20 protein-coding genes are annotated in these 20,375 nt (G+C 71.7%); 9 read left to right on the top strand and 11 right to left on the bottom strand.

Going from position 1 to position 20,375, the window contains the following annotated elements; translation table 11 throughout:
* Positions 1-59: 59 nt before the first annotated feature.
* The 4 genes from AC3D3D_RS09400 to AC3D3D_RS09385 form a co-directional block, all read right to left on the bottom strand.
* Positions 60-920, bottom strand: a complete 861-nt coding sequence (locus AC3D3D_RS09400) for a substrate-binding domain-containing protein (RefSeq protein ID WP_463663570.1) — start codon at positions 918-920, stop codon at positions 60-62.
* Positions 917-1,993, bottom strand: a complete 1,077-nt coding sequence (locus AC3D3D_RS09395; protein ID WP_463663571.1) for an ABC transporter substrate-binding protein — start codon at positions 1,991-1,993, stop codon at positions 917-919. Before AC3D3D_RS09395 ends, AC3D3D_RS09400 begins: the two co-directional genes overlap by 4 nt.
* Positions 1,990-2,775, bottom strand: a complete 786-nt coding sequence (locus AC3D3D_RS09390; protein ID WP_463663572.1) for an ABC transporter permease — start codon at positions 2,773-2,775, stop codon at positions 1,990-1,992. Before AC3D3D_RS09390 ends, AC3D3D_RS09395 begins: the two co-directional genes overlap by 4 nt.
* 113 nt (positions 2,776-2,888) lie before the next feature.
* Positions 2,889-3,668, bottom strand: coding sequence for an ABC transporter ATP-binding protein (locus AC3D3D_RS09385; protein ID WP_463663573.1), 780 nt, complete (start codon positions 3,666-3,668; stop codon positions 2,889-2,891).
* 431 nt (positions 3,669-4,099) lie between these two features.
* On the opposite strand from AC3D3D_RS09385, the gene AC3D3D_RS09380 reads away from it, so the two are divergent.
* Both AC3D3D_RS09380 and AC3D3D_RS09375 read left to right on the top strand, forming a co-directional pair.
* Entirely contained in the window at positions 4,100-5,068 is a 969-nt protein-coding gene (locus tag AC3D3D_RS09380; RefSeq protein WP_488512635.1) for an ABC transporter substrate-binding protein, read from the top strand.
* Positions 5,069-5,232: 164 nt separating this feature from the next.
* The gene (locus tag AC3D3D_RS09375; protein ID WP_463663575.1) at positions 5,233-6,150 is read left to right on the top strand and encodes a VOC family protein; all 918 of its coding nucleotides are present in this window, start codon (positions 5,233-5,235) and stop codon (positions 6,148-6,150) included.
* Here AC3D3D_RS09375 and AC3D3D_RS09370 read toward each other — a convergent pair.
* A complete protein-coding gene (locus AC3D3D_RS09370) occupies positions 6,147-6,890 on the bottom strand; it encodes a GntR family transcriptional regulator (RefSeq protein ID WP_463663576.1) in 744 nt (247 codons plus the stop codon). The genes AC3D3D_RS09375 and AC3D3D_RS09370 overlap by 4 nt on opposite strands.
* A 98-nt stretch (positions 6,891-6,988) precedes the next feature.
* On the opposite strand from AC3D3D_RS09370, the gene AC3D3D_RS09365 reads away from it, so the two are divergent.
* The 4 genes from AC3D3D_RS09365 (at position 6,989) to AC3D3D_RS09350 (ending at position 12,126) form a co-directional block, all read left to right on the top strand.
* Positions 6,989-7,894, top strand: coding sequence for a fumarylacetoacetate hydrolase family protein (locus AC3D3D_RS09365; protein WP_463663577.1), 906 nt, complete (start codon positions 6,989-6,991; stop codon positions 7,892-7,894).
* Positions 7,891-8,976, top strand: coding sequence for a quinone oxidoreductase family protein (locus AC3D3D_RS09360; protein WP_463663578.1), 1,086 nt, complete (start codon positions 7,891-7,893; stop codon positions 8,974-8,976). The genes AC3D3D_RS09365 and AC3D3D_RS09360 overlap by 4 nt, the downstream gene beginning before the upstream one ends.
* A 14-nt stretch (positions 8,977-8,990) precedes the next feature.
* Positions 8,991-10,718, top strand: coding sequence for a (2,3-dihydroxybenzoyl)adenylate synthase (locus AC3D3D_RS09355; RefSeq protein WP_463663579.1), 1,728 nt, complete (start codon positions 8,991-8,993; stop codon positions 10,716-10,718).
* Positions 10,719-10,911: 193 nt separating this feature from the next.
* Entirely contained in the window at positions 10,912-12,126 is a 1,215-nt protein-coding gene (locus tag AC3D3D_RS09350; RefSeq protein ID WP_463663580.1) for an FAD-dependent monooxygenase, read from the top strand.
* 143 nt (positions 12,127-12,269) lie between these two features.
* On the opposite strand, the gene AC3D3D_RS09345 is transcribed toward AC3D3D_RS09350, so the two are convergent.
* The 5 genes from AC3D3D_RS09345 to AC3D3D_RS09325 form a co-directional block, all read right to left on the bottom strand.
* Complete coding sequence (locus AC3D3D_RS09345; protein ID WP_463663581.1) at positions 12,270-13,085, bottom strand: alpha/beta fold hydrolase; 816 nt, start codon at positions 13,083-13,085, stop codon at positions 12,270-12,272.
* Positions 13,082-13,762, bottom strand: a complete 681-nt coding sequence (gene pcaG, locus AC3D3D_RS09340) for a protocatechuate 3,4-dioxygenase subunit alpha (RefSeq protein WP_463663582.1) — start codon at positions 13,760-13,762, stop codon at positions 13,082-13,084. Before pcaG ends, AC3D3D_RS09345 begins: the two co-directional genes overlap by 4 nt.
* The gene (gene pcaH / locus AC3D3D_RS09335) at positions 13,752-14,579 is read right to left on the bottom strand and encodes a protocatechuate 3,4-dioxygenase subunit beta (protein ID WP_463663583.1); all 828 of its coding nucleotides are present in this window, start codon (positions 14,577-14,579) and stop codon (positions 13,752-13,754) included. The genes pcaG and pcaH overlap by 11 nt, the downstream gene beginning before the upstream one ends.
* 73 nt (positions 14,580-14,652) lie before the next feature.
* Positions 14,653-15,867 carry a 4-hydroxybenzoate 3-monooxygenase gene (locus AC3D3D_RS09330; RefSeq protein ID WP_463663584.1) on the bottom strand — a complete coding sequence of 405 codons (1,215 nt, stop codon included), beginning with the start codon at positions 15,865-15,867 and terminating at the stop codon, positions 14,653-14,655.
* A 219-nt stretch (positions 15,868-16,086) separates the two neighbouring features.
* Complete coding sequence (locus AC3D3D_RS09325; protein ID WP_463663585.1) at positions 16,087-16,914, bottom strand: IclR family transcriptional regulator; 828 nt, start codon at positions 16,912-16,914, stop codon at positions 16,087-16,089.
* A 165-nt stretch (positions 16,915-17,079) separates the two neighbouring features.
* On the opposite strand from AC3D3D_RS09325, the gene AC3D3D_RS09320 reads away from it, so the two are divergent.
* Positions 17,080-17,979: an HAD-IIA family hydrolase gene (locus tag AC3D3D_RS09320; protein WP_463663586.1), complete on the top strand. Its 900-nt coding sequence runs from the start codon at positions 17,080-17,082 to the stop codon at positions 17,977-17,979.
* Between the two features lie 28 nt (positions 17,980-18,007).
* Here the strand turns inward: AC3D3D_RS09320 and AC3D3D_RS09315 are convergent, their stop codons facing one another.
* Positions 18,008-18,667 carry a GOLPH3/VPS74 family protein gene (locus AC3D3D_RS09315; protein WP_463663587.1) on the bottom strand — a complete coding sequence of 220 codons (660 nt, stop codon included), beginning with the start codon at positions 18,665-18,667 and terminating at the stop codon, positions 18,008-18,010.
* Between the two features lie 90 nt (positions 18,668-18,757).
* Between AC3D3D_RS09315 and AC3D3D_RS09310 the strand changes: the two genes are divergently transcribed.
* Entirely contained in the window at positions 18,758-19,276 is a 519-nt protein-coding gene (locus tag AC3D3D_RS09310; protein ID WP_463663588.1) for a ferritin, read from the top strand.
* Between the two features lie 125 nt (positions 19,277-19,401).
* Positions 19,402-20,313, top strand: a complete 912-nt coding sequence (locus AC3D3D_RS09305) for an SDR family oxidoreductase (protein ID WP_463663589.1) — start codon at positions 19,402-19,404, stop codon at positions 20,311-20,313.
* The last annotated feature ends 62 nt before the right edge of the window (positions 20,314-20,375 follow it).

The following is a 20,375-nucleotide window of genomic DNA, read 5'->3' as shown; positions in this document are numbered from 1 at the left end:
TCGGTGCGCGGAGCGAGCGAGTAGGCGACCGGCGCATCGCGAGCGAAGTGTCACGCCCCTCAGGTGGCCCGGATCGGGGCTTCAACCACGACGTCCTCCGCCGAGCGGACCACCGGGGAGCCGTAGCGCTCTCGTAGCTCGAATGCGCGTTCGACACCGGTCGCGAGTCCCGACCAGGCGGCCAGACCCGCGTCAGAGCACATGGCCGTCGCCGCGTCGAGCGCAGCTTCCTGGTCCCAGCTCTTGTCCCGGAGCATCGCCGCGATCGGCTCGGGCCCGGCGTCGAGCAGCCACTGACGCGACCGGTCGAGCGCATCGACGTACGCGGCGACTCCCGGTGAATCGAGCTCGTGCCGGGACGCGACAAGTGCCGTGGTCGCAAGGTGCGGCAGATGGTCGAGGTGGCTACCGATCTCGACAAGCCCAGCCCGTCGTGCCCAGGTGTCGAACGGTGCGTGCAGGGTCGCACCATCCGCGTTCCCGTCCTTCAGGGCCTTCCACCGTTGGGCGGTGCCGCCGACCTCGTACAGGTCTTCTCCGCGCACCTCGAGGCCCGCAGCCGAGAGGACCGCTCGGAGCACGAAGGCAAAGGCGCTGTCAGCCGCGTCGACAGCCCAACGTGCCGTCCTCCCGGCGTCGAAGGCCCCCTCCACGCCATAGACCGTCAACGCACCGAGCCCTTCCCGTCGGACGGCGACCGGGTCGCGCTCTCGGCGGCCGAAGAGGTGGTCGACGGCGGTATGCATGACCTCGACCTCGCCCGCGCCCCAGAGCGCCAGCTGTTCCGTCGACGACCGGACCTCATGCACCGCGACCTCGAGCCCGGCTTCCTCGAACATCCCCGAAGCCTGCGCGTGCCAGATGTGCACGCTCGCCGCGCTCGGGAAGATCGCCGTCCGGACGGTGCGCAGGCGGCTCACGTGTTCTCCTCGAGCCACGCCGCTGCGTCCGCCTCGACCTCGGCGCGGTCGAAGTCGTTGGCCGGTTCGATGAACGAGTCGTCGATGAACGAGTCCAGCTCGATCGCCTCGGGGATGTCGCCGGCCAGGACGGCCTGTTCCATCGCGTCCTGCCAGCTCTCCGTCTCGATGCTGCCGTAGCCGTCCGGGCCCTGCCGCTGGAGCTCGAAGGCGACGTCGAGGGTCGCCGCCCCGAGCTCGTCGTCCTGCCACTCCTCCGGGGCCGCCTCGCGCATGACTGCCTCGACGAGCTCGGGGGACTCCTGCCCGGCGTGCAGCGCCATGGACCAGGCGCGGACGAACCCCTCGAGCGCCTCGCGATTGCCCTCGAGGAACTCGGGGGTCACGGCGAACGACGTCGCAGGGCTCTCGGCCAGATCCTCCGGCGTGATGTCGCGCAGCTCGATGCCGGCGGCCTGGAGTGCCGCGAAGTCGAGGACGCTGCCGACGTACGCGTCGATGCTGCCGCCCTCCAGCGCGTTGAGCACCGTCGCTGCGCTCGTGCCGACGGCGGCGGTGTCCACGTCGTCCATGCTCAGGCCTTCGGCGTCGAGCGCGACGGCCAGGAGGGAACGCACCTGGTCGTCGGCCGTCCCCACGGTCATGCCCTCGAGGTCGGCCACCGACTGGACGGAGCTGTCGGCGAGCACCCGGATGCCTTCCGCGGCCACCTTGGTCTGGTCGTAGACGACCACGAACTCCTGGCCCGCGTCCAGGCCCTGGAACACCTCGGTCGCGCCGGGCCCGGCGACCTCGGCATTGCCGCTGACCAGGAGAGACGTGATCGAGACGTCCTCACCGATGTTCTCGTAGGTGAAGTCGATGCCGGCCTCGTCGTAGTAGCCGAGCGCCTCGGCCACGAAGGCCGGGAACATGAACACCGACGGCGGTACCGGTGACAGATAGGTGATGGCGGTCGTGTCGCCCCCACCGTCGCCGTTCTCGGCGTCGGCGGTCGAGTCCCCGCCACCGCACGCCGCGAGGGCGAACGTGGCGGCGACGGTCAGGGCGGCGAGCGGACGTATGCGGCTCATGATGACTCCTGGGTGCTGGCGGCCCGGTCGTGGCGGGCACGGAGACGGCGGGTACGAGCGACGAGCTGGTGGTCGTGGCTCCAGAAGACGAAGACCCGGTCGAGGATCTCCATGACGAGGTACAGGACGAGGCCGAGAAGCGTGAGGAAGATGAGCACGGCGAAGGCGGCCGACATGTTGAGCTGGGAGGTGTAGCGCTGGACCAGCATCCCCAGGCCCTCCTGGGCGGAGACGAACTCGCCGACGATCGCACCGATGAGCGCGAGCGTCATGGCCGTCTTCAGCCCGGCGAACGTGATCGGCAGCGAGCTCGGCAGGAGCAGCTGGCGGAAGGTCTGCCACTTGCTGGCGCGTAGGGACCGGAACATCTCGCGCTGCTCGGCGTCGACGCTGAGCATGCCCGTGAGTGTGTTGATGAAGACCGGGAAGAAGCAGATGGTGGCGGCCAGCACGATCTTCGGGTTGGGACCGAAGCCGAGCCAGGCGATGATGATCGGCGTGATGGCGATGCGGGGTGTCACCTGCAGGGCGATCATGTACGGATAGATGGTCGTGCGGATGAGCGGCGACAGCGCGCACAGCACGGCCAGCAGGAACGCCCCGCCGGATCCGAGGACGAAACCCGCCACCGTCTCGTACGTGGTGACGGCAGCGTGCTGCCACAGCGCGACGCTCCAGGCGAGGTCCCCGAACGCGACCAGGATGTCGACCGGTAGCGGCAGGATGTAGTCGCTCACGACGCCGTAGCGGACCAGGAGGTCCCAGGCGACGACGAGCACCACCAGGAACACCAGCGGCGGCCCGACGCGTCCGAGTGCCGTGCGACGGCGCCGCGGCGCGGACCGGTTCGACTGTGCGCCCTCCGCAACCGCGGGAGGGCCCGTCACCGTCGCGCTCACAGGTGGTGCCCAAGAACGCCGCGGATCCGGAACACGAGGTCGACGAACGTCTGGTCGCGCTGGATGTCCATCGTGCGGGAGCGGCCGAACGGCACGTCGATCACGTCGCTCACCCGCCCGGGCCGGGCCGACATCACGACGACCCGGTCGGCCAGGAAGAGCGCCTCGCTGATGTTGTGCGTGACGAAGACCGTGGTGTGCCGGAGGTCGTCGTGGATGCGGAGGAGCTCGAGGTTGAGGCGTTCCCGCGTGAACTCGTCGAGCGCTCCGAAGGGTTCGTCGAGGAGCAGCAGGTTCGCGCCGGTGGAGAGCAGTCGGGACAGCGCCACTCGCTGCTGCATCCCGCCCGACAGCTGCGACGGATAGTGGTAGGCGAAATCCTCCAGGCCGACCATCGAGAGCATGCGTTGCGCCAGCGGCCGAGATTCTCGCCTGCTCGTGCCCCGGATGTCGGCCGGGAGCATGACGTTCTCGAGCGCGGTCTTCCACGGCAACAGGTTCGGCTTCTGGAACATGAAGCCGATGTCGTCCCTCGGCTCGACGACCCGCTCCCCGTGGTACGTGACCGACCCTCCACTCGGTTCGATCAGCCCGGCCACCAGCCGCAGGAGGGTCGACTTCCCGCAGCCGCTCGGTCCCACGAGGGCCACGAACGTCCCCTCCGGCACGTCGAACGAGGCGTCCTCGAGCGCCACCACCCCGCCCGGGAACTCCTTCCCGACCGATCGGATCTCGACGCCTGCGGTCACAGGCCTGGCAGGTGCTGCAGTCGACATTCCTTGCTCCTTCGCAAGTCGTCAGAGAGTGGGTTGTCCGGCGGGCCAGGCATCGCTGACCGCGCACCCGCCGGCACGCGATCCACCGGCCCTCCGGGAGGTCGCTGCCACCCGCCCCGTGGTGCGACGACGAACCGACGGTGTTGCTGTGAGCAGTGAGTGTATACACCTTGGGGAGGGTGCGTACACCCTCAGTTCGTGTCGACGCTCGACGCTCTCGGGTCGCCACGCGCAAGAACATCACGATTCAGCCAAGCTTCGTCCGTCCGTGAATGAGGGGGCGTCGCACAACCTGCGACACAATCTTGACGCTAATCGCCAACGCGATACAGGATGAGCCACGGCTCGACGTCGAGCCGGGCATCGCGATGCGGGAGGACTCCATGCGTAGGCACCTGACAGCACTCAGCACGATCGCAGCGTTGGCACTCATGATGGCCGCGTGCGGCGACGACGGCGAGACACCCGCCTCTGACGACACCGACGAGGGCGGCATCGCGGGCGGCGACGGCGATCCTCACGACGACGGGCTGACCACGATCTCGGTGGTCGCCATGCCGATCGTGGACACCGCTCCGCTCTACCTCGGCATCGAGGAGGGCATCTTCGAGGAGCACGGGCTCGACGTCGAGCTCGGCAGTACACCTCAGGGCGGCGCGGTGGCCGTGCCCGGCGTGGTGAGCGGCGAGTACGACTTCGGTTTCGGCAACACGGTCGCGCTGCTGAGCGCCCACGAGAACGGCTTCGCCCTCCCCGTCGTGGCCAACGCGTCGAGCTCGACCGGCGATGCGGACGCCGACACCTCCGGTATCGTCGTCTCGCCCGACTCCGGCATCGAGTCGGCCGCGGACCTTGAGGGGACACGGGTCGCGGTCAACACGCTCAACAGCGTGGGCGACGCCACGGTGCGCGGTGTGGTGGAAGCAGCCGGCGCCGACTACGCGGGCATCGAGTTCACCGAGCTGCCGTTCCCGGACATGGCCGCGGCGATCGAGAACGGCCAGGTCGACGCGGCGTTCGTGGTGGAGCCGTTTGTCACACTCGCCCAGAACGCCGGGCTGGTCTCGATCACGTCCGCCTACACGCCGATCGACGAGAACTTCAACATCGCCGTGTACTTCACCTCGCACGAGCTCATGGAGTCCGACCCGGAGCTGGTGGAGCAGTTCTCCGCGGCGATGAACGAGTCGCAGGCGTTCGCCCAGGACACCCCGGACGCCACCCGCGAGATCCTCTCCACCTACATGGAGCTGCCGCCGGACGTCCAGGCGAACCTCGTACCGCCGGCCTACCACGACACCATCACGGCCGAGGAGATCCAGACGGTCATGGACCTCATGCTCGACCAAGGCATGCTCGTGTCCGGCATCCCGATGGAGCAACTGCTGCCGGACGGCTGACGTCCCGGCCGGACGAGTCCGGGTGACGGCCCGGGCCCGTCGCCGCCACCCGCTCCGCCGCCACCACTTCCCCCGACCGTCACAAGTGTATACAGTTAGTGCGACGCTATTCGCCCTTCACCCGGTAGGCGCCGTCGCCGTCCAACCAACCCACGGGAGAGCACATGGCCGACCTTCGAGGTGAGACCCCCTCCGCAGTCACCGTCACCAAGCTGGGCTACGTCCAGTTCGACACCCCCGACGTCGATCGGCTCGTCGACTACTACACGAACGTGCTCGACTTCGCGCTCGTCGAGCACGCCGGAGACACCGCCTACCTGACCACCTCGTTCGACCACCACTCCGTGGTGGTCACGAGATCGGCAGAGGCAGTCGCGCGCTCATCCGTCGGGTACGAGATCAGCGGCGACCTCTCGACCGCACTCTCGAACCTTCGGGCCGCCGGCTACGAGGTCGAACGTCGCTCCGACATCGCCCCGTCCACGCCCGACGTGCTCGTGCTGAAGGAACCGAGCACCGGTGTGCCGATCCACCTGTTCGACCAGCAGTCGGGCAGCGGGGTGGAGGGCCACACTCCCCTGCGCCCGAACAAGCTGGGCCACGTCGCCGCCTTCGTCCCCGACCTGCGCGAGATGCAGTCCTTCTACCAGCAGCTCCTCGGGTTCCGGTGGTCGGACACCATCGGCGACTTCTTCGTCTTCATGCGGTGCAACGCCGACCATCACGCGGCGAACTTCATGGAGAGCACGAAGAGGACCGGCCTCCATCACATCGCCTACGAGATGCGCGACCTCTACCACCAGCAGACGATGTTCGACCACCTGGCGAAGAACGGGTACCACCTGGAGTGGGGGCCGGGGCGCCACGGGCCGGGCCACAACGTCTTCAGCTACCACTACGACCCGGACGGTCATCTCATCGAGCTGTTCACCCAGCTCGACCAGATCGTGGACGAGGAGAAGGGGTACTTCGAGCCTCGTCCCTGGCACACCGAGTTCCCGCAGTACCCGAAGACGTGGGAGGTCGACCTCATGGCCGTCAACAGCTGGGGGCCCATCAATCCGGCGCTCATGGAGCACTAGGCGTGGTCGTCCGAACGCCGTTTCGCCATGGCCAGCGCCTGCGTGATCGCGTGCGGCTCCACGGCCGCGTCGATGTCGCCGAGCATCGCACGGCTCGAGTGCTCGAGGTGCACGGCCATCGCGTGGCCCGCACGATCGGGGTCACCTTCCTCGAGCGCCGCCAGGATCTCCTGGTGCTCGGCATGGCCGCGCGCGAACGCCTCGGGGTGCATGCGCTGGTAGCTACGGATGTACCGCGAGCTTCGTTCATGGAACGTGCTCACCGTGTCCTGCAGCGTCTGCCCCGTGCGTGCGGCGCAGACGCGGTGGAACTCGCGGTGGTCCGCGAGCCACTGCGACATCTCCGCGCGCCGGTGCGCGTCGTCGAGGCGCGTGAGCAGCTCGTGCGCACGATCGACCTCGGCATCCGTGAGCCGGCCGGCCGTCACGCGCGCGCCGAGCGACTCCAGCAGGATCCGCGAGCCGTACAGCTCGTCGACCTCCTGCGCGCTGAGGCCGCGTACCCGTCCGCGCTGGTTGGGCGTGTACTCCACGTAGCCCTCTGCCTGCAGCATGCGAAAGGCCTCGCGCAGCGGTGTCCGGCTGACGTCGAAGAGCCGGGCGAGCTCCGCCTGCTTGAGCTCGGTGCCCTCCGAGAGGTCACCCTCGACGATCAGCTGCTTGAGGTGCCGGTACACGTCGAGGGCCGCGTGCCGCGGATTGCCGAGCATCGGACGCCGAAGACCGTCGGGCAGCGCCACCGTCCCCCTCCTCCTCGGCCCGTCTGCCGGGCCGCACGAGAAGGAAGTGTACGCACTTGCCCGTACCCCGCTCGTCTCCCGATCGAAGGAGCCCGCCCGTGACCACCCAGCTCTGGTCGCTCGCTCAGGTGCCGGACCCATCGTCCGGCCTCCCCGTGACGGTCGTGCGACGCAAGGACGGCATCCTTCTCGAGGCGCCGGCACCGCTCGCCGGGCTCGCCCTCACCGAGGTGCTCGACCGTTGGGACGAGTTCTCCCCCGCGCTGCGCGAGATCGACCTCGACCGTCTCGCGCCGCTGCCGGACGTCCCGGTGCTCGCGCCGCTGACGTACCCGCGCAAGGTCCTGTGCGCGGGAGCGAACTACTCCTCCCACTGCGCGGAGATGGGCGTCGACGAGCCCGCCCCCGCCGTCCCGCCGTTCTTCTTCCTCAAGCCGCCGACGACGACGATCGTCGGGGACGGCGCGCGGGTCGATATCCGCGGCGACCGGGTCGACTGGGAGGTCGAGCTCGGCGTGGTCCTGGGTCGTCGTCTGACGGCGGCGACCCCGGACCAGGCCCGGGAGGCGATCGCCGGCTACCTCGTGGCCAACGACCTCTCCGACCGCGGCGCGTTCACCCGCGCAGACGCCGTCGGACCGCCGTTCGCCCACGACTGGCTCGGGCACAAGGGCCAGGACGGTTTCTGCCCGATCGGCCCCGGGCTCACCCCCGCCTGGCTGGTCGAGGACCCGCAGGACCTCGGCGTCCGGCTCACCGTCAACGAGGAGGTCAAGCAGGAGTCGACGACGGCCGACATGGTCATCGGAGTCCTCGACCTCCTCGTCGGGGCGAGCCGGCAGCTCACCCTGGAGCCCGGTGACCTGGTCCTCACGGGCACACCGGCCGGCGTCGGTGCCGCCACGGGTGTCTTCCTGCGCCCCGGCGACACCGTCAAGGCTGCGATCCATTCTCTCGGCTCCATCACCACCCACATCACTGGACACCTGGAGGCTCAACGATGATCTCCGACACGCACTCGTGGCCGGAGCTCCGGCACGTCCCGCCGACCATGCTCGCCGTCCCCCTGCGCGAGTTCGGCGGCCCCGAGGTCCTGCGCGTCGAGGAGATCCCGAGGCCGGAACCCGGCCCCGGTGAGATCCTCGTCCAGGTCGCGGCCGTCAGCATCGGTCGGCTGCTCGACGTCGTGGCCCGGTCCGGGAATCACCCCTACGCGCACTTCGTCTTCCCGCACATTCTCGGTGCCGAGCACGTCGGGCGGGTCGCGGCTCTCGGACCGGGCGTCGACGGCCCGCCGGTCGGCACCCGGGTCGCCGTCTTCCCGGCCATCGCCCCGGGCGACGACGACGCCGCACGCGCCGGCTTCCCCGAGGCCTCGCCCGGGCTCAAGCTCGTCGGCACCCACCTGCCGGGCGCTGACGCGCAGTACTCCACCGTGCCCGCCGCGCAAGCGTTCGCGGTGCCCGACGGCATCGGGCCGGTCGACGCCGTCGCGATCGCGCTCGCGGGCTCGGTGGCGGTCAACCAGTTCGAGCGGGCCGGTCTTCGGCCCGGCGGTCGCGTGGTCGTCCAGGGCGGCGCCTCCGCGCTGGGCTCGACGACGGCGCTCCTCGCCAAGCACCGCGGCCACGAGGTGGTCGTCGCCTCACGCGCGGAGACGAAGCGTCGCCAGCTCTCCGACCTCGGCTTCGAGCACGTCCTCGACTCGACCCGGGACGGCTTCGTCGAGGAGGTGCGCCGACGCTTCGGCGGCAAGGGTGCGGACGTCGTCGTCGACAACCTCGGCGAGCCGACCGTGTGGCGGCACTCGCTCGAGGTTCTCGCGCCGGGCGGCGCCGTGGTCTCGTCGGGGGCCTTCCTCGGTCGCGAGGTCACCGTCAACCTCCAGCGCCTGTACGGGATGGGGCAGCGAGTGGTCGGCGTGAAGACCGGCAACCTGGAGACCACCGCCCAGGCGTGGCGGGAGGCGGCCGAGGGCTTCCGCTCGGTCGTCGACCGCACGTTCGCGCTCGAGGACATCGTCGACGCCCACAGGTACGTCGAGGGTGACGCCAACCTCGGCCGCGTCGTCATTACCGTTTCCTGAGAGGAGCCACACCCGTGACCACGGAACGCGCCGACGGGCTCATCACCTGGCCGAGCGACCTGGCCAAGCGTTACCGGTCCGCCGGAGCATGGGACGGGCGGTCCCTCGGGTCCCACCTCTGGGCGGCGGCGGACGCGCACACCTCCGAGACGGCGCTCGTCGACGGCACCGTCCGACTGACGTTCGCGGACCTCATCGCGCGCGCGGACGCCTGCGCGAGCCGGTTGCGCGACGACGTCGGTCTCCGGGCCGGGGACCGGATCGTCGTGCAGATGCCGAACGAGTGGGAGGCCGTGGTCCTGCTGCTGGCCTGCCTGCGCGCCGGTCTCGTCCCGGTACTCGCCCTTCCGGGCCACCGCCACCACGAGCTCACGCACTTCCTCGCCCACAGCGAGGCACGCGCGATCGCCGTTCCGGCCCGCGTACGCGACTTCGACCACGAGGCACTCGCCCACCGCGTCGCAGCGGAGCAGGACCACGACGTCGCGGTCCTCGCCTCCGGCGCCGCGAGCAGCGGCATCGACCTCACCGCACTGTGCGCCGCCCCGGGGGCCGGCGACGATGACGGGGCCGGTTCCTCCCTCGGGGCCGACGGACCGGCCGGTGCACACGAGACGACGGCAGCCGCGCACCGGGCCCGCTGGGACGCCGAGCAACCCGCCGGGGACGCGATCGCCCTGTTCCTCCTGTCCGGCGGGACCACGGGAGTCCCCAAACTCATCCCCCGCACCCACGAGGACTACTCCTACAACGCGCGCACCTGTGCCCCGCTCGCCGGACTCGGACCCGAGTCCGTCTACCTGGTCGCGCTACCCGTCACGCACAACTTCCCCCTGGCCTGCCCCGGCGTGCTCGGCACCCTCATGGCCGGGGCCCGAACCGTCCTGCTGCCGACGCCGTCACCCGCAGCCGCGCTCGCGACGATCCAGGCCGAGCAGGTCACCCACACCGCGGTCGTCCCGGCCGTCGCGATCCGCTGGATGGACGCCCACCAGGGCGACGGGTCCCACGACCTGTCCTCCCTGGAGGTCCTGCAGGTCGGGGGGTCACGGCTCGTCGACGAGGCCGCTCGCCGCGTCCGCCCGGTGCTGGGCTGCACGCTCCAGCAGGTCTTCGGCATGGCGGAAGGACTCATCAACGTCACCCGCCTCGACGACCCGGACGAGACCATCATCGCGACCCAGGGACGCCCGATCAGCGCACTCGACGAGGTGCGACTGGTCGACGACCGCGGCACCGACGTCCCGGCCGGCGAGCCCGGGGTCCTCATCACCCAGGGTCCCTACACGCTGCGCGGCTACTACCGGGCCGAGGAGAAGAACGCGACCGCCTTCACCGCCGACGGCTGGTACCGCAGCGGGGACATCTGCCGATGGCAGGGGGACAACCTCGTCGTCGAGGGGAGGGACAACGACCTCATCAACCGCGGCGGCGAGAAGATCTCCGCCGAGGAGGTCGAGAACCTCGCCTTCCACCACCCCGGCGTACGCCTCGCTGCCGCCGTGGCGATGCCGGACGAGACGCTCGGCGAACGCGTCTGCCTGTACGTCGTCGCCCACGTCGACCGAACCATCACGCTGGAGGAGGTGCGCTCCCTGATGGAGGAGGCAGGAGTCGCCCGCTTCAAGCACCCCGAACGCCTCGTCGTCGTCGACGAGCTCCCCACCACCAAGGTCGGCAAGATCAACAAGAAGCAGCTCCGCGGCGACATCCGCACCCGGCTCGGGCTGCCGGAGGACTGACCCGCACGGTGCCGGGCGGTGGTCCGTGGTTGGACACGCTGGCGAGCACCCGCCGCGCTCGGGGTCGACGCCGATCGGGCGACCCGGGAGATGTCGTTCGTCCAGCCACCGGCCACGGTCGAACCGGCGCGGGGCCGCGCGCCACCATCGAGGCGTCGGGCAGCGCCGCCCGTCCCCCGCAGAGAGGACCACCATGACCGCCTCGCACCGCACGAGTGTCCCTCGCGTCGCCGTCGTGGGCGGCGGGATCGGGGGCCTGGCCGCCGCCGCGTTCCTCCGCCGCCACGGCCTCGATGCCCACGTCCTCGAGCAGGCCCGTGAGCTGGGCGAGGTGGGCGCCGGCGTGGTCGCCGCGCCGAACATCGTGCGGCTCCTGCGCCGCCTCGGTCGCTTCGAGCACCTCCGCGACCACGCCGTGCCGCTGCGCGCGGCATGGCAGTTCCAGCGCTGGTCGGACGGGACGGTGCTCGCGAGCGAGGACCTCGACCCGGCCTGCGAACGGCTCTACGGCGAGCGGACGTGGACCCTGCACCGCGCGGACCTGCTCGAGACCGTGCGCGGGGCGGTGCCCGAGGACCGAGTGACCCTCGGCGCGCGGGCGGTGGGTGTGAGCGAGGTCGGTGACCACTACCGGGTCGACCTCGCGGACGGGTCGGGCCACGAGGCCGACGTCGTCGTGGCGGCGGACGGAGTGCACTCCGTCATCCGCGCCCAGGTCGCGGCGCCGGAGGACCCCGAGCCGTCGGGGATCGTGGCCTACCGGGCGCTCGTCCCGGCCGCCGAGGCCCCACCGCAGGCGCTCGCGCCCGTCCACACCCTCTGGCTCGGGCCGGACCACCACCTCGTGCACTACCCGGTGAGCGTGGGCAGGCTCGTCAACGTCGTGGCGTTCGGGCCCGCCGGCGACAACCGCGACGACGCGTGGACGGCCGAGACGACGGTCGAGCAGTTCCGCCAGGAGTTCTCCGGCTGGGACCGCCGGGTCACCGATCTCATCGACCGCTCCGGGCGGGTCGGCCGGTGGGCGCTGCTCGACCGGCCGCCGCTGCCCCGGTGGAGCTTCGGCGGGGTCACCCTCCTCGGCGACGCCGCCCATCCCCAGTTCCCCTTCTACGCCCAGGGCGCGGCGCAGGCGGTCGAGGACGCCGCCACGCTCGCGGTCACCCTGTCGGCCACGCCGCAGGACCCGGTCGGCGCGCTCGTCCGCTACGAGGAGCTGCGCCGGGAGCGCACGGCGCAGATCCAGCGCATCAGCCACGGACGGGTGCACGCCAACCACCTGCCCGACGGCGACGCCCAGGTCGAGCGGGACGCACGCCTGGCGGACGGGGACCCGCTCGTGGCCAACGGGTGGATCTACGGCCATGACGCGGAGGCCGTCGCGCTCGCGGCGGTGGGGCGCGGGTAGCGCGGCCGCCTACCGTCCGCCCTGAGCGCCGAGGTAGACCCTTCTCGGTCGAGGTAGACCTTGCGGAGGTCGTCCTCGACCGAGTTCGGTCCACCTCGGCAGGCTGAGGTCGGCGGGCCCGACCCTGCACCGCGCCGGCCCGCTCAGCGCAGCAGCTGCTCCGCGAGGATCTGGGCCACGCCCGCGGGGTCCTCGGCCGGCGCCTGGTGCGCGACGCCGTCGACGACGACCGCCCTACCGTCCGGCACCGCCGCGGCGACGGCCTCGCCGTCCGCGGGCGGGCACACCTGGTCCATCTCCCCGTGGACCGCGAGGACCGGAACGGTGATCTCGCCGAGCCGGTCCCGCAGGTCGTGCTCCGCGAGCGCCTCGCACATCCGGGCGTAGGAGTGCCGGTCGGTCTCCTGGAGGGTGTGCAGCAGGCGCGTGGCCCGGTCCGGGTGCCGCTCGATGAATCCGGGGGCGAACCACCGCCGGGCCGAGCCCTCCACCTGCGAGGGCGTGCCGGAGGCGGCGACGAACACGGCCCGCTCGCGCCACTGCGCCGCCTCGCCGATCCTGGGCGCCGAGCAGACGACGGCGACGCCGTCGAGCAGGTCGCCGTGGTCGACGGCGAGCCGGAGGGCGACCGCGCCGCCGAGGGACACGCCGGCGTAGCCGACGCGCGCGCCGTCGGGCACCTCACCCGAGGCGCGCAGGTCGCGCACGAGGTCGGCGACGGCGTCGGCGAGATCGCCGACCGACGTCGGCTCGTCGCGGGGCGCGGAGAGCCCGTGGCCTGGCAGGTCCCACCCGACGACGTGGAACCGGCCCGCCAGCGCGGCCGCGCACTCGCCCCACAGGGCCGACACCCCGGTCCCCAGGCCGGCGCCGACGACGAGCAGGTCTCCCGGCCCCTGCCCACCCTCCCAGCCACCGGGCGGTGTCAGACGGGTCGCGGTGAGGTCGACCCCACTCACCCCTGCTCCGCTCCGGCGGGCCCGTCCGGCGTCGGGTAGTCGATGCCGGGGAACTGCAGGAAGACGGTCTCGTCGTCCGCGTCCGGGCCGGTGCCCTGGAGGTGGACGTCGAAGCGCAGCGAGCCGTCGGTGAGCCGCTCGGCGATCAGCGTGCGCCGCCGGGACTCGGGGAGCGAGCTCAGCAGGGGGTCCGCGGCGAGCGCCGCGGTGTCCTCGGGCAGGTAGATGCGGGTGTGCAGCTTGTTGGGCAGCCCCCGGGCGAACACCACGAGGTGGATGAACGCGGCCGCACCGGGCTCGGTCGGGCCCGGCTCGACGGTGGAGAAGGTGTAGGTGCCCACGTTGTCGACGGCGGCGCGGCCCCAGCCCGTGAACGTCCAGCCGTCGCGCACGAGCGAGCCGGTCTCCTGGACGACCTGGCCGTCCTCGTCCGCCTGCCAGATCTCGAGCAGCGCGTCCGGGACCGGGTCGCCGTTGCCGTCGTAGACGGTGCCGGTCACGCGCACGGCGCGCCGGCTGCCCGGCGGGACCAGGTGGTTGCCGTCGGGGAACGGCAGGTAGACGGGGCCGTAGGCATCCACGTACCCGAAGAACGGGCCGATGGTCTGGCCGGGCGTGGGGGTCAGCGGCGCGCGGCCCTCCTGCGCGGCACGCAGCTGCGTCTCGTCAATGCGCATCGACGTCCTCCTCCGTCAGGGTGCGCCGGCTGCCGGTGAGCACGATGTCGAACGTGTAGCCGGTGTTCCACTCGTGCGTGGAGACCGAGTGGTCGTAGGTGGCGACGAGCCGCTCGCGCGCCGCCGGGTCCGTGATCGTCTGGAAGATCGGGTCGAGGCTGAACAGCGGGTCGCCCGGGAAGTACATCTGCGTGATCATCCGCTGGGTGAAGTCCGTGCCGAACAGCGAGAAGTGGATGTGGGCCGGGCGCCAGGCGTTGTGGTGGTTCTTCCACGGGTAGGGGGCCGGCTTGATGGTGGTGAACCGGTAGCTGCCGTCGTCGCCCGTGATCGTCCGGCCGATCCCGTTGAAGTTCGGGTCGAGCGGCGCCGGGTGCTGGTCGCGCTTGTGCACGTAGCGCCCCGACGCGTTGGCCTGCCAGATCTCCACGAGCTGGCCCCGCACCGGGCGGCCGTCGCCGTCGAGGACGCGGCCGCTGACGACGATCCGCTCCCCCAGCGGCTCGCCGTCGCCCTGGATCGTCAGGTCGGACTCCACGGCGTGCACGTCGCGGTGCCCGAACGCCGGGGACCACAGCTCGATGGTCTCCGGGTCGGCGTGGTGCATGGCCTTGGTCGGGTGGCGCAGCAGGGAGCTGCGGTAGGGCGGGAAGTCGACGCGCGGCTGGGTCTCCCCGGTGGCGCGCGCATGGATGGCCACGATCTCCTCGCTGATCGTCTCCTGGGAGTCTTGGGTGGCGGCGGGGTCGAGGACGTGGGCGTGGTCGAAGCTCTCGTCGTCGGGGGCCGGTGCACGCTCGTCGGTGGGTGTGCTCACGGATGATCCTCCTTCGGATCGCCGGTCGGTCGGGGGGCGTCGCTCCCCGTGCGCGGGTGGGTGGGGGTGCGGGTCAGGCGTGGGGCCAGCCCGTGTAGGACTCGGCGAGGTACTGCTGGCCGTACCTCGAGGAGGTGACGGTGTCGAGCTCGCCGAGCGCGCGGCGGGTCTCGAACGGGTCGGCCCCGGGGTGCGTGTGCAGCATCGAGGTCATCCAGTAGGAGAAGTTCTGCGCCTTCCACACGCGGCGCAGGGCGGTGTCGCTGTAGGCCTCGAGGAGGTCCCGCGAGCCGGTGGTGGCGTAGGAGTCGAGCGCCTCGAAGAGGACCTTGACGTCCGCGAGGGCGAGGTTGAGCCCCTTGGCGCCGGTGGGCGGGACCGTGTGCGCGGCGTCGCCGGCGAGGAAGAGACTGCCGTGGCTCATGGGCTCGCGCACGAACGAGCGGAACCCGAGCACCGTCTTGTCGAAGATCGGACCGGTCTTCAGCTCGAAGCCGTCGGGGCCGTCGACGCGGCGCTGCAGCTCGGTCCAGATCCGGTCCTCGGACCAGTCCTCGACCCGCTCGTCCGGGTCGCACTGGAAGTACATGCGCTGCACCGTCTCCGAGCGCTGGGAGATGAGGGCGAAGCCGTGGGGGGAGTTGGCGTAGATGAGTTCCGGCGCCGACTTCGGGGCCTCGGTGAGGATGCCGAACCAGGCGAAGGGGTACTCGACGCGGTGGTCGCGGTGGCCCGTCTCGGCCCCGTCGGCGCGGCGGCAGAAGGAGCGGGAACCGTCCGCCCCCACGACGACGTCGCAGCGCACCTCGTGCAGCGTCGCCGGGTCGGCCCCCGGCGAGGTGTCGCGGTAGCGGATGACGGGGCTGGACGTGCGCAGCCCGGACAGCTCGACGACCTCGGCGCCGAAGCGGACGTCCCCGCCGTCGCGGGCACGGGCGGCGGCGAGGTCGACGAAGACCTCGTTCTGGGCGTAGAGCGTGACGGTCGCGCCGACGAGGTCGGGGAAGTCGACGGGGTGCGACTCGCCGTTGAACCGCAGGTCGATGCCGGCGTGCTCGTCGCCGTGGGTGAGGACCCGCCCCTCGACGCCGCTGTCGACGAGCATCCTCACGGCCTGCTGCTCGAGGATCCCGGCGCGGTGCGTGTTGGCGATGCTCTCGTGGTCGCGGGACTCGAGCACGACGTTGGCGATGCCCTGCCGCGCGAGGAGGTGGGACAGCATGAGCCCGGCCGGGCCGCCGCCGACGATGCCGACCGTCGTCGACGTGACCGAGGCGGGTTCTGCCACGAGAGCTCCTTCGTCGCGGGACGGTGTCGTGGACCGGGCCCGTCGTGGGCCGACCGGCGCCACGGGGTCCGCGGCGACCGCGGCCGCGTCGTCCCTGCCGCGGCCGTCCGTCACCAGTGTGGAGGAGATGACGCGGCGACAGGTCAGCGATTCTCACCCGGTGAGAATCCCGACGTCGCGAGGCGGGCCGACCACCCCGGGCGCCCTCCGCCGCCGGGGTCAGTCCCGGGCCCGGGCTGCGGCGCGGCCGATGCCCCGGGCGGCGGCCATGAGCATGGGCGCCAGTCCCTGGCGGAGCTCGAAGGTCCGCGGGACCACGACGCCGAGGGCGGCGACGAGCGGCCCGGTCGGCCCGGAGACGGGGACCGCCACGCCGGTGGTCTCGGTGTCGAGCCGCCCGTCGACCGCGGCCCAGCCCTGCCGACGCACCGCGGCCAGCTGCCGGCGCAGCTCCGCCTCCGTCGGGTTGACCACGCTCTCGGCGCTGCCGCGCGAGGAGCGCCGCCCGGGTGCCGAGCCCGGGGGGACCTGCGGGGCCCCGAGCTCGTCGGCGTGCCGCTCGAGGTAGCCCTCCGTGACGCGCGTCGGCGAGAAGGCGAGCAGGACGAGCCCCAGGGAGGTGGTCAGGGTCGGCAGCCGCCCGGCGACGGCCGCCTGGTTCGGCACCGCGCCCCGGGCGGAGAGGCGTTCGAGGACGAGCACCCCGGCCTCGTCCAGCACGGCGATCTGGGTGTGCTGGCGCAGCACGGCCTGCACGTCGTCCATGTAGGGCATCGCCGCGTTGCGCAGCGACGTGCTCGGCGCCGAGCGCGCCCCCATCTCCCACAGCCGCATGCCCGGTCCGACGCTGCCGCCCTCCCCCCGCTCGAGCAGACCCGCCGCCACCAGGCGTTCGACCCAGCGGTAGGTGGTGGGGACCGGGAGCTCCGCACGCTTGGCGAGCGCCGCCACGGTCAGCGTCGTCCGGTCGGTGTCGAAGGCGTCGAGGATGCGGATGAGGCGGTCCAAGGTGGTGTCGCCGGTGACCCGCCGGCCGTCCGCGACCATCGCTCGAGGATATCGGCGCCCGCGACGTCCGGTCACCTCGCGGCAAGGCGTACGACACGTGATCGATCGCCACTCTTGACAGACCGCCGTTCCGGTGACTCGGTTCACCGCGCCGGGGTGCCGTGGGTCCTTACCCCGCGGGCACGAACCCGGGAGACTGGACGCATGAACACGCCCCACCTGCCCTCGTTCGACGAGATCTCCCCCGTCGACAGCTGGCTCACCGACATGGACGGCGTTCTCGTTCACGAGGAGAGCGCCCTGCCCGGCGCTGTCGACTTCATCGACGCACTGAAGAGCGCGGACCTGCCGTTCTCTGTGCTCACCAACAACTCGATCTACACGCCGCGCGACCTGCGCGCCCGCCTGCTCGCCTCGGGCATCGACCTGCCCGAGGAGGCGATCTGGACCTCCGCCCTCGCGACGGCCGAGTTCCTGCGCACCCAGCGGCCCGGCGGCAGCGCCTACGTCATCGGCGAGGCCGGCCTGACCACCGCCCTGCACGAGGCCGGGTACACGATCACCGAGCGCGACCCGGACTACGTCGTGCTCGGCGAGACCCGCACCTACTCGTTCTCCGCGATCACCCGCGGCATCCGTCTCATCGAGAACGGCGCCCGGTTCATCGCCACCAACCCCGACGTCTCGGGCCCCTCCCCGTCGGGCACCCTGCCGGCCACCGGATCCGTCGCCGCCCTCGTCACCGCCGCGACCGGCCAGACGCCGTACTTCGTGGGCAAGCCGAACGCCCTGATGATGCGCTCCGCGCTCAACCGGATCGACGCCCACTCCGAGAACACGGTCATGGTCGGCGACCGCATGGACACCGACGTGAAGTCCGGCCTCGAGGCCGGCATGCGCACGATCCTCGTGCTCACGGGCTCCACCCGCCCCGACATGGTCGACCGCTTCCCCTACCAGGCGACCAAGGTCCTCCCCTCGATCGCCGACGTCGTCCCGCTGGTGCAGAAGCACGCCCGCAGGTCGGCGGCAGCGTCGAAGCCCACCTCGCTCACCGATCGGCTCCGCAAGAAGGGCACCGCCGAGGAGCAGACCGCCGACTGACGGGTCGCGGCCGGTCCCCCGGCGCCGCTCAGGTCGAGGTGATGACGGGGATGATCGCCGCGGTCGAGAGGGCGGCTGCCATCGACTGGACGCTGCGGTGCACGGCCGTGCCTGTCGGGTCGGACGCGGCGAGCTCCTCGATCCGGCGGTCGAGCTCCCGGCGCGAGAGCCCGCCCGCGCCGTCACCGAGGATCTTCGGGGCGCAGTCCAGCCCGCGCAGGATGGCCAGGACCGCCACGTCACGTTCGTCGGCCGGCCGCTGCCCGCGCAGGACGGAGTCGAGCCGTGCGCGGACCTGCTCCTCGGGACCCGGGTCGGCCACCGGGTAGCGGAACCGGGAGATCCCCAGCAGCCGCTTCTCCTCGATCGTCACGACACCCGCTGCCTCCAGGGAACGGCCCACGACCTGCTCAGCCTTGATCCGCCCGCCCGTGATCATCGAGGACAGCCGCTTGCCGTCACGTCCCTCGAGCGCCTCCAGGCCGAGGTCGAGGACGGGGTGGCCGGGCGCCGGACCCGAGACGACGGTCATCCGCGGGTCCTTGGCGTCGTCAAGGCTGAGCCGACCGGCGAGGATGAGGTCGGCGAGCACCGCACCGGCGAGTCCATAGGCGACATAGGTGCCGGAGGACTCGTTCTTCCCGTCGTCCCTCGTCAGCAGCAGGAAGAGCTCTTCGGTGATGAGCATGGACCGACAGTAGCGAGCCCGCGGCCGGCACACGCGGTGAGGACACCCAGCACTCTTGAGGCTGAGACCCGACAGTCGTAGGTTCGGTCCATGAAGATCTCCGAGGAGCTGCTGCAGAAGTTCGACGACCAGATCACCCTCGAGTTCGCCTCCTCGCAGGCCTACCGCCAGCTCGCCATCGAGATGGACGTGCAGGACCTGCCCGGCATGGCGCTCTGGCTGCGCCACCAGGCCGACGAGGAGATCGTGCACGCCAACAAGTTCATCGACCACGTCGTCGACCGGGGCAACCACCCCACGATCGGCGCCGTCGAGCAGCCGGACGTCAAGGCCGGCCTCACGCCCGCCGAGGCGTTCGCGGCCGCGCTCGAGCACGAGCGGATCGTCTCGGAGTCCATCCGCAACCTCTATCGGGCGGCTGACGCCGAGGGCGACATCGACGCCCGCCCGCTGCTCAACTGGTTCGTGGACGAGCAGATCGAGGAGGAGGCCACGGTCGGCGAGGTGCTGGCCCGCATCGAGCTCGTCGGCGACGACGGCCCGGGCCTGCTGCGCCTCGACGACGAGCTCGGCCGCCGCGAGGGCGGGTCCACCGAGAACGAGGACTGACGGCGCCGGCTCCGGACGGCGGCACGCACCGCCGCGAACCGCTCGGTCACGCGGCCGTCGGCGCCCGTCGTCGTCGGGGATCCCCACCGGTGGCGCCCCCGTCGCTCCCGTGCCAGCCTCGACGCATGACCGAGAACCTGTACGAGGTGGATGGGAACGCACGGGACCTGGCCGGCGACGAGGGCGGGTTCCCCGAGCAGGAGCAGGCACCGCCCGGCTCGACCGCGCAGATGAACCCGGTCCCCGACCACGGCGAGGAGTCCTACCGCGGCAGCGGCCGTCTGGCGGGGCTCAAGGCACTCATCACGGGAGGGGACTCCGGGATCGGCCGCGCGATCGCGATCGCATACGCCCGCGAGGGCGCGGACGTCGCCCTGTCCTACCTGCCGGCCGAGCAGGCCGACGCCGAGGACACCGCGTCGTGGGTCGAGCGCGCCGGCCGGCGGTGCGTCCTCCTCCCCGGGGACCTGCGCGACGAGTCGACCGCCCGCGCGACGGTCCGCGACGCCGTCGCAGGACTGGGCGGCCTCGACATCCTCGTCAACAACGCGGGCGCCCAGTGGGCGCGGCAGCGGGCGGGCGGCATCGAGGACGTGACCACCGAGCAGCTCGACACCATCCTCGACGTCAACATCCGCGCGCTGATCTGGGTCACCCAGGAGTCGCTCGGGCACCTCGGCCGCGGGTCGTCGATCATCAACTGCTCGTCCATCCAGGCCTACGACCCGTCGGAGTCGCTCATCGACTACGCCTCGACGAAGGCGGCGATCAACAACCTCACGGTCAACCTCGCTCAGCAGCTCGGCGAGCGAGGCATCCGCGTCAACGCCGTCGCCCCGGGCCCGATCTGGACGCCGCTCCAGCCCGCGACCAAGGGAGGTGAGTCCATGCCCGGCTTCGGCGGTGACACCCCGCTCGGCCGCGCCGGACAGCCCGCGGAGCTCGCCGGGGCGTTCGTCTTCCTCGCCTCCCCCGCCGACGCGAGCTACGTGTCGGCGACCGTGCTCGGCGTGACCGGCGGCAAGCCGGTCTTCTGACACCGGCTCGTCCGGCGCGTCGATGCGCGTCCACAGCCGTCCCGGCACGCGGTGATCCTGGC

Source organism: Georgenia sp. X1117, from assembly GCF_057784635.1.
The sequence above is the reverse complement of the archived record's forward strand: the minus strand, read 5'-3'. Positions and strand labels throughout refer to the sequence as shown.

Excerpts from the sequence above, each read along its gene's own strand:
- AC3D3D_RS09320 (WP_463663586.1), top strand. The coding sequence starts at position 17,080 with ATGAACACGCCCCACCTGCCCTCGTTCGACGAGATCTCCCCCGTCGAC.
- AC3D3D_RS09350 (WP_463663580.1), top strand. The coding sequence starts at position 10,912 with ATGACCGCCTCGCACCGCACGAGTGTCCCTCGCGTCGCCGTCGTGGGC.
- AC3D3D_RS09325 (WP_463663585.1), bottom strand. The coding sequence starts at position 16,914 with ATGGTCGCGGACGGCCGGCGGGTCACCGGCGACACCACCTTGGACCGC.
- AC3D3D_RS09315 (WP_463663587.1), bottom strand. The coding sequence starts at position 18,667 with ATGCTCATCACCGAAGAGCTCTTCCTGCTGCTGACGAGGGACGACGGG.
- AC3D3D_RS09375 (WP_463663575.1), top strand. The coding sequence starts at position 5,233 with ATGGCCGACCTTCGAGGTGAGACCCCCTCCGCAGTCACCGTCACCAAG.
- AC3D3D_RS09360 (WP_463663578.1), top strand. The coding sequence starts at position 7,891 with ATGATCTCCGACACGCACTCGTGGCCGGAGCTCCGGCACGTCCCGCCG.
- AC3D3D_RS09395 (WP_463663571.1), bottom strand. The coding sequence starts at position 1,993 with ATGAGCCGCATACGTCCGCTCGCCGCCCTGACCGTCGCCGCCACGTTC.
- AC3D3D_RS09305 (WP_463663589.1), top strand. The coding sequence starts at position 19,402 with ATGACCGAGAACCTGTACGAGGTGGATGGGAACGCACGGGACCTGGCC.
- AC3D3D_RS09380 (WP_488512635.1), top strand. The coding sequence starts at position 4,100 with ATGATGGCCGCGTGCGGCGACGACGGCGAGACACCCGCCTCTGACGAC.
- AC3D3D_RS09310 (WP_463663588.1), top strand. The coding sequence starts at position 18,758 with ATGAAGATCTCCGAGGAGCTGCTGCAGAAGTTCGACGACCAGATCACC.
- AC3D3D_RS09385 (WP_463663573.1), bottom strand. The coding sequence starts at position 3,668 with ATGTCGACTGCAGCACCTGCCAGGCCTGTGACCGCAGGCGTCGAGATC.
- pcaG (WP_463663582.1), bottom strand. The coding sequence starts at position 13,762 with ATGCGCATTGACGAGACGCAGCTGCGTGCCGCGCAGGAGGGCCGCGCG.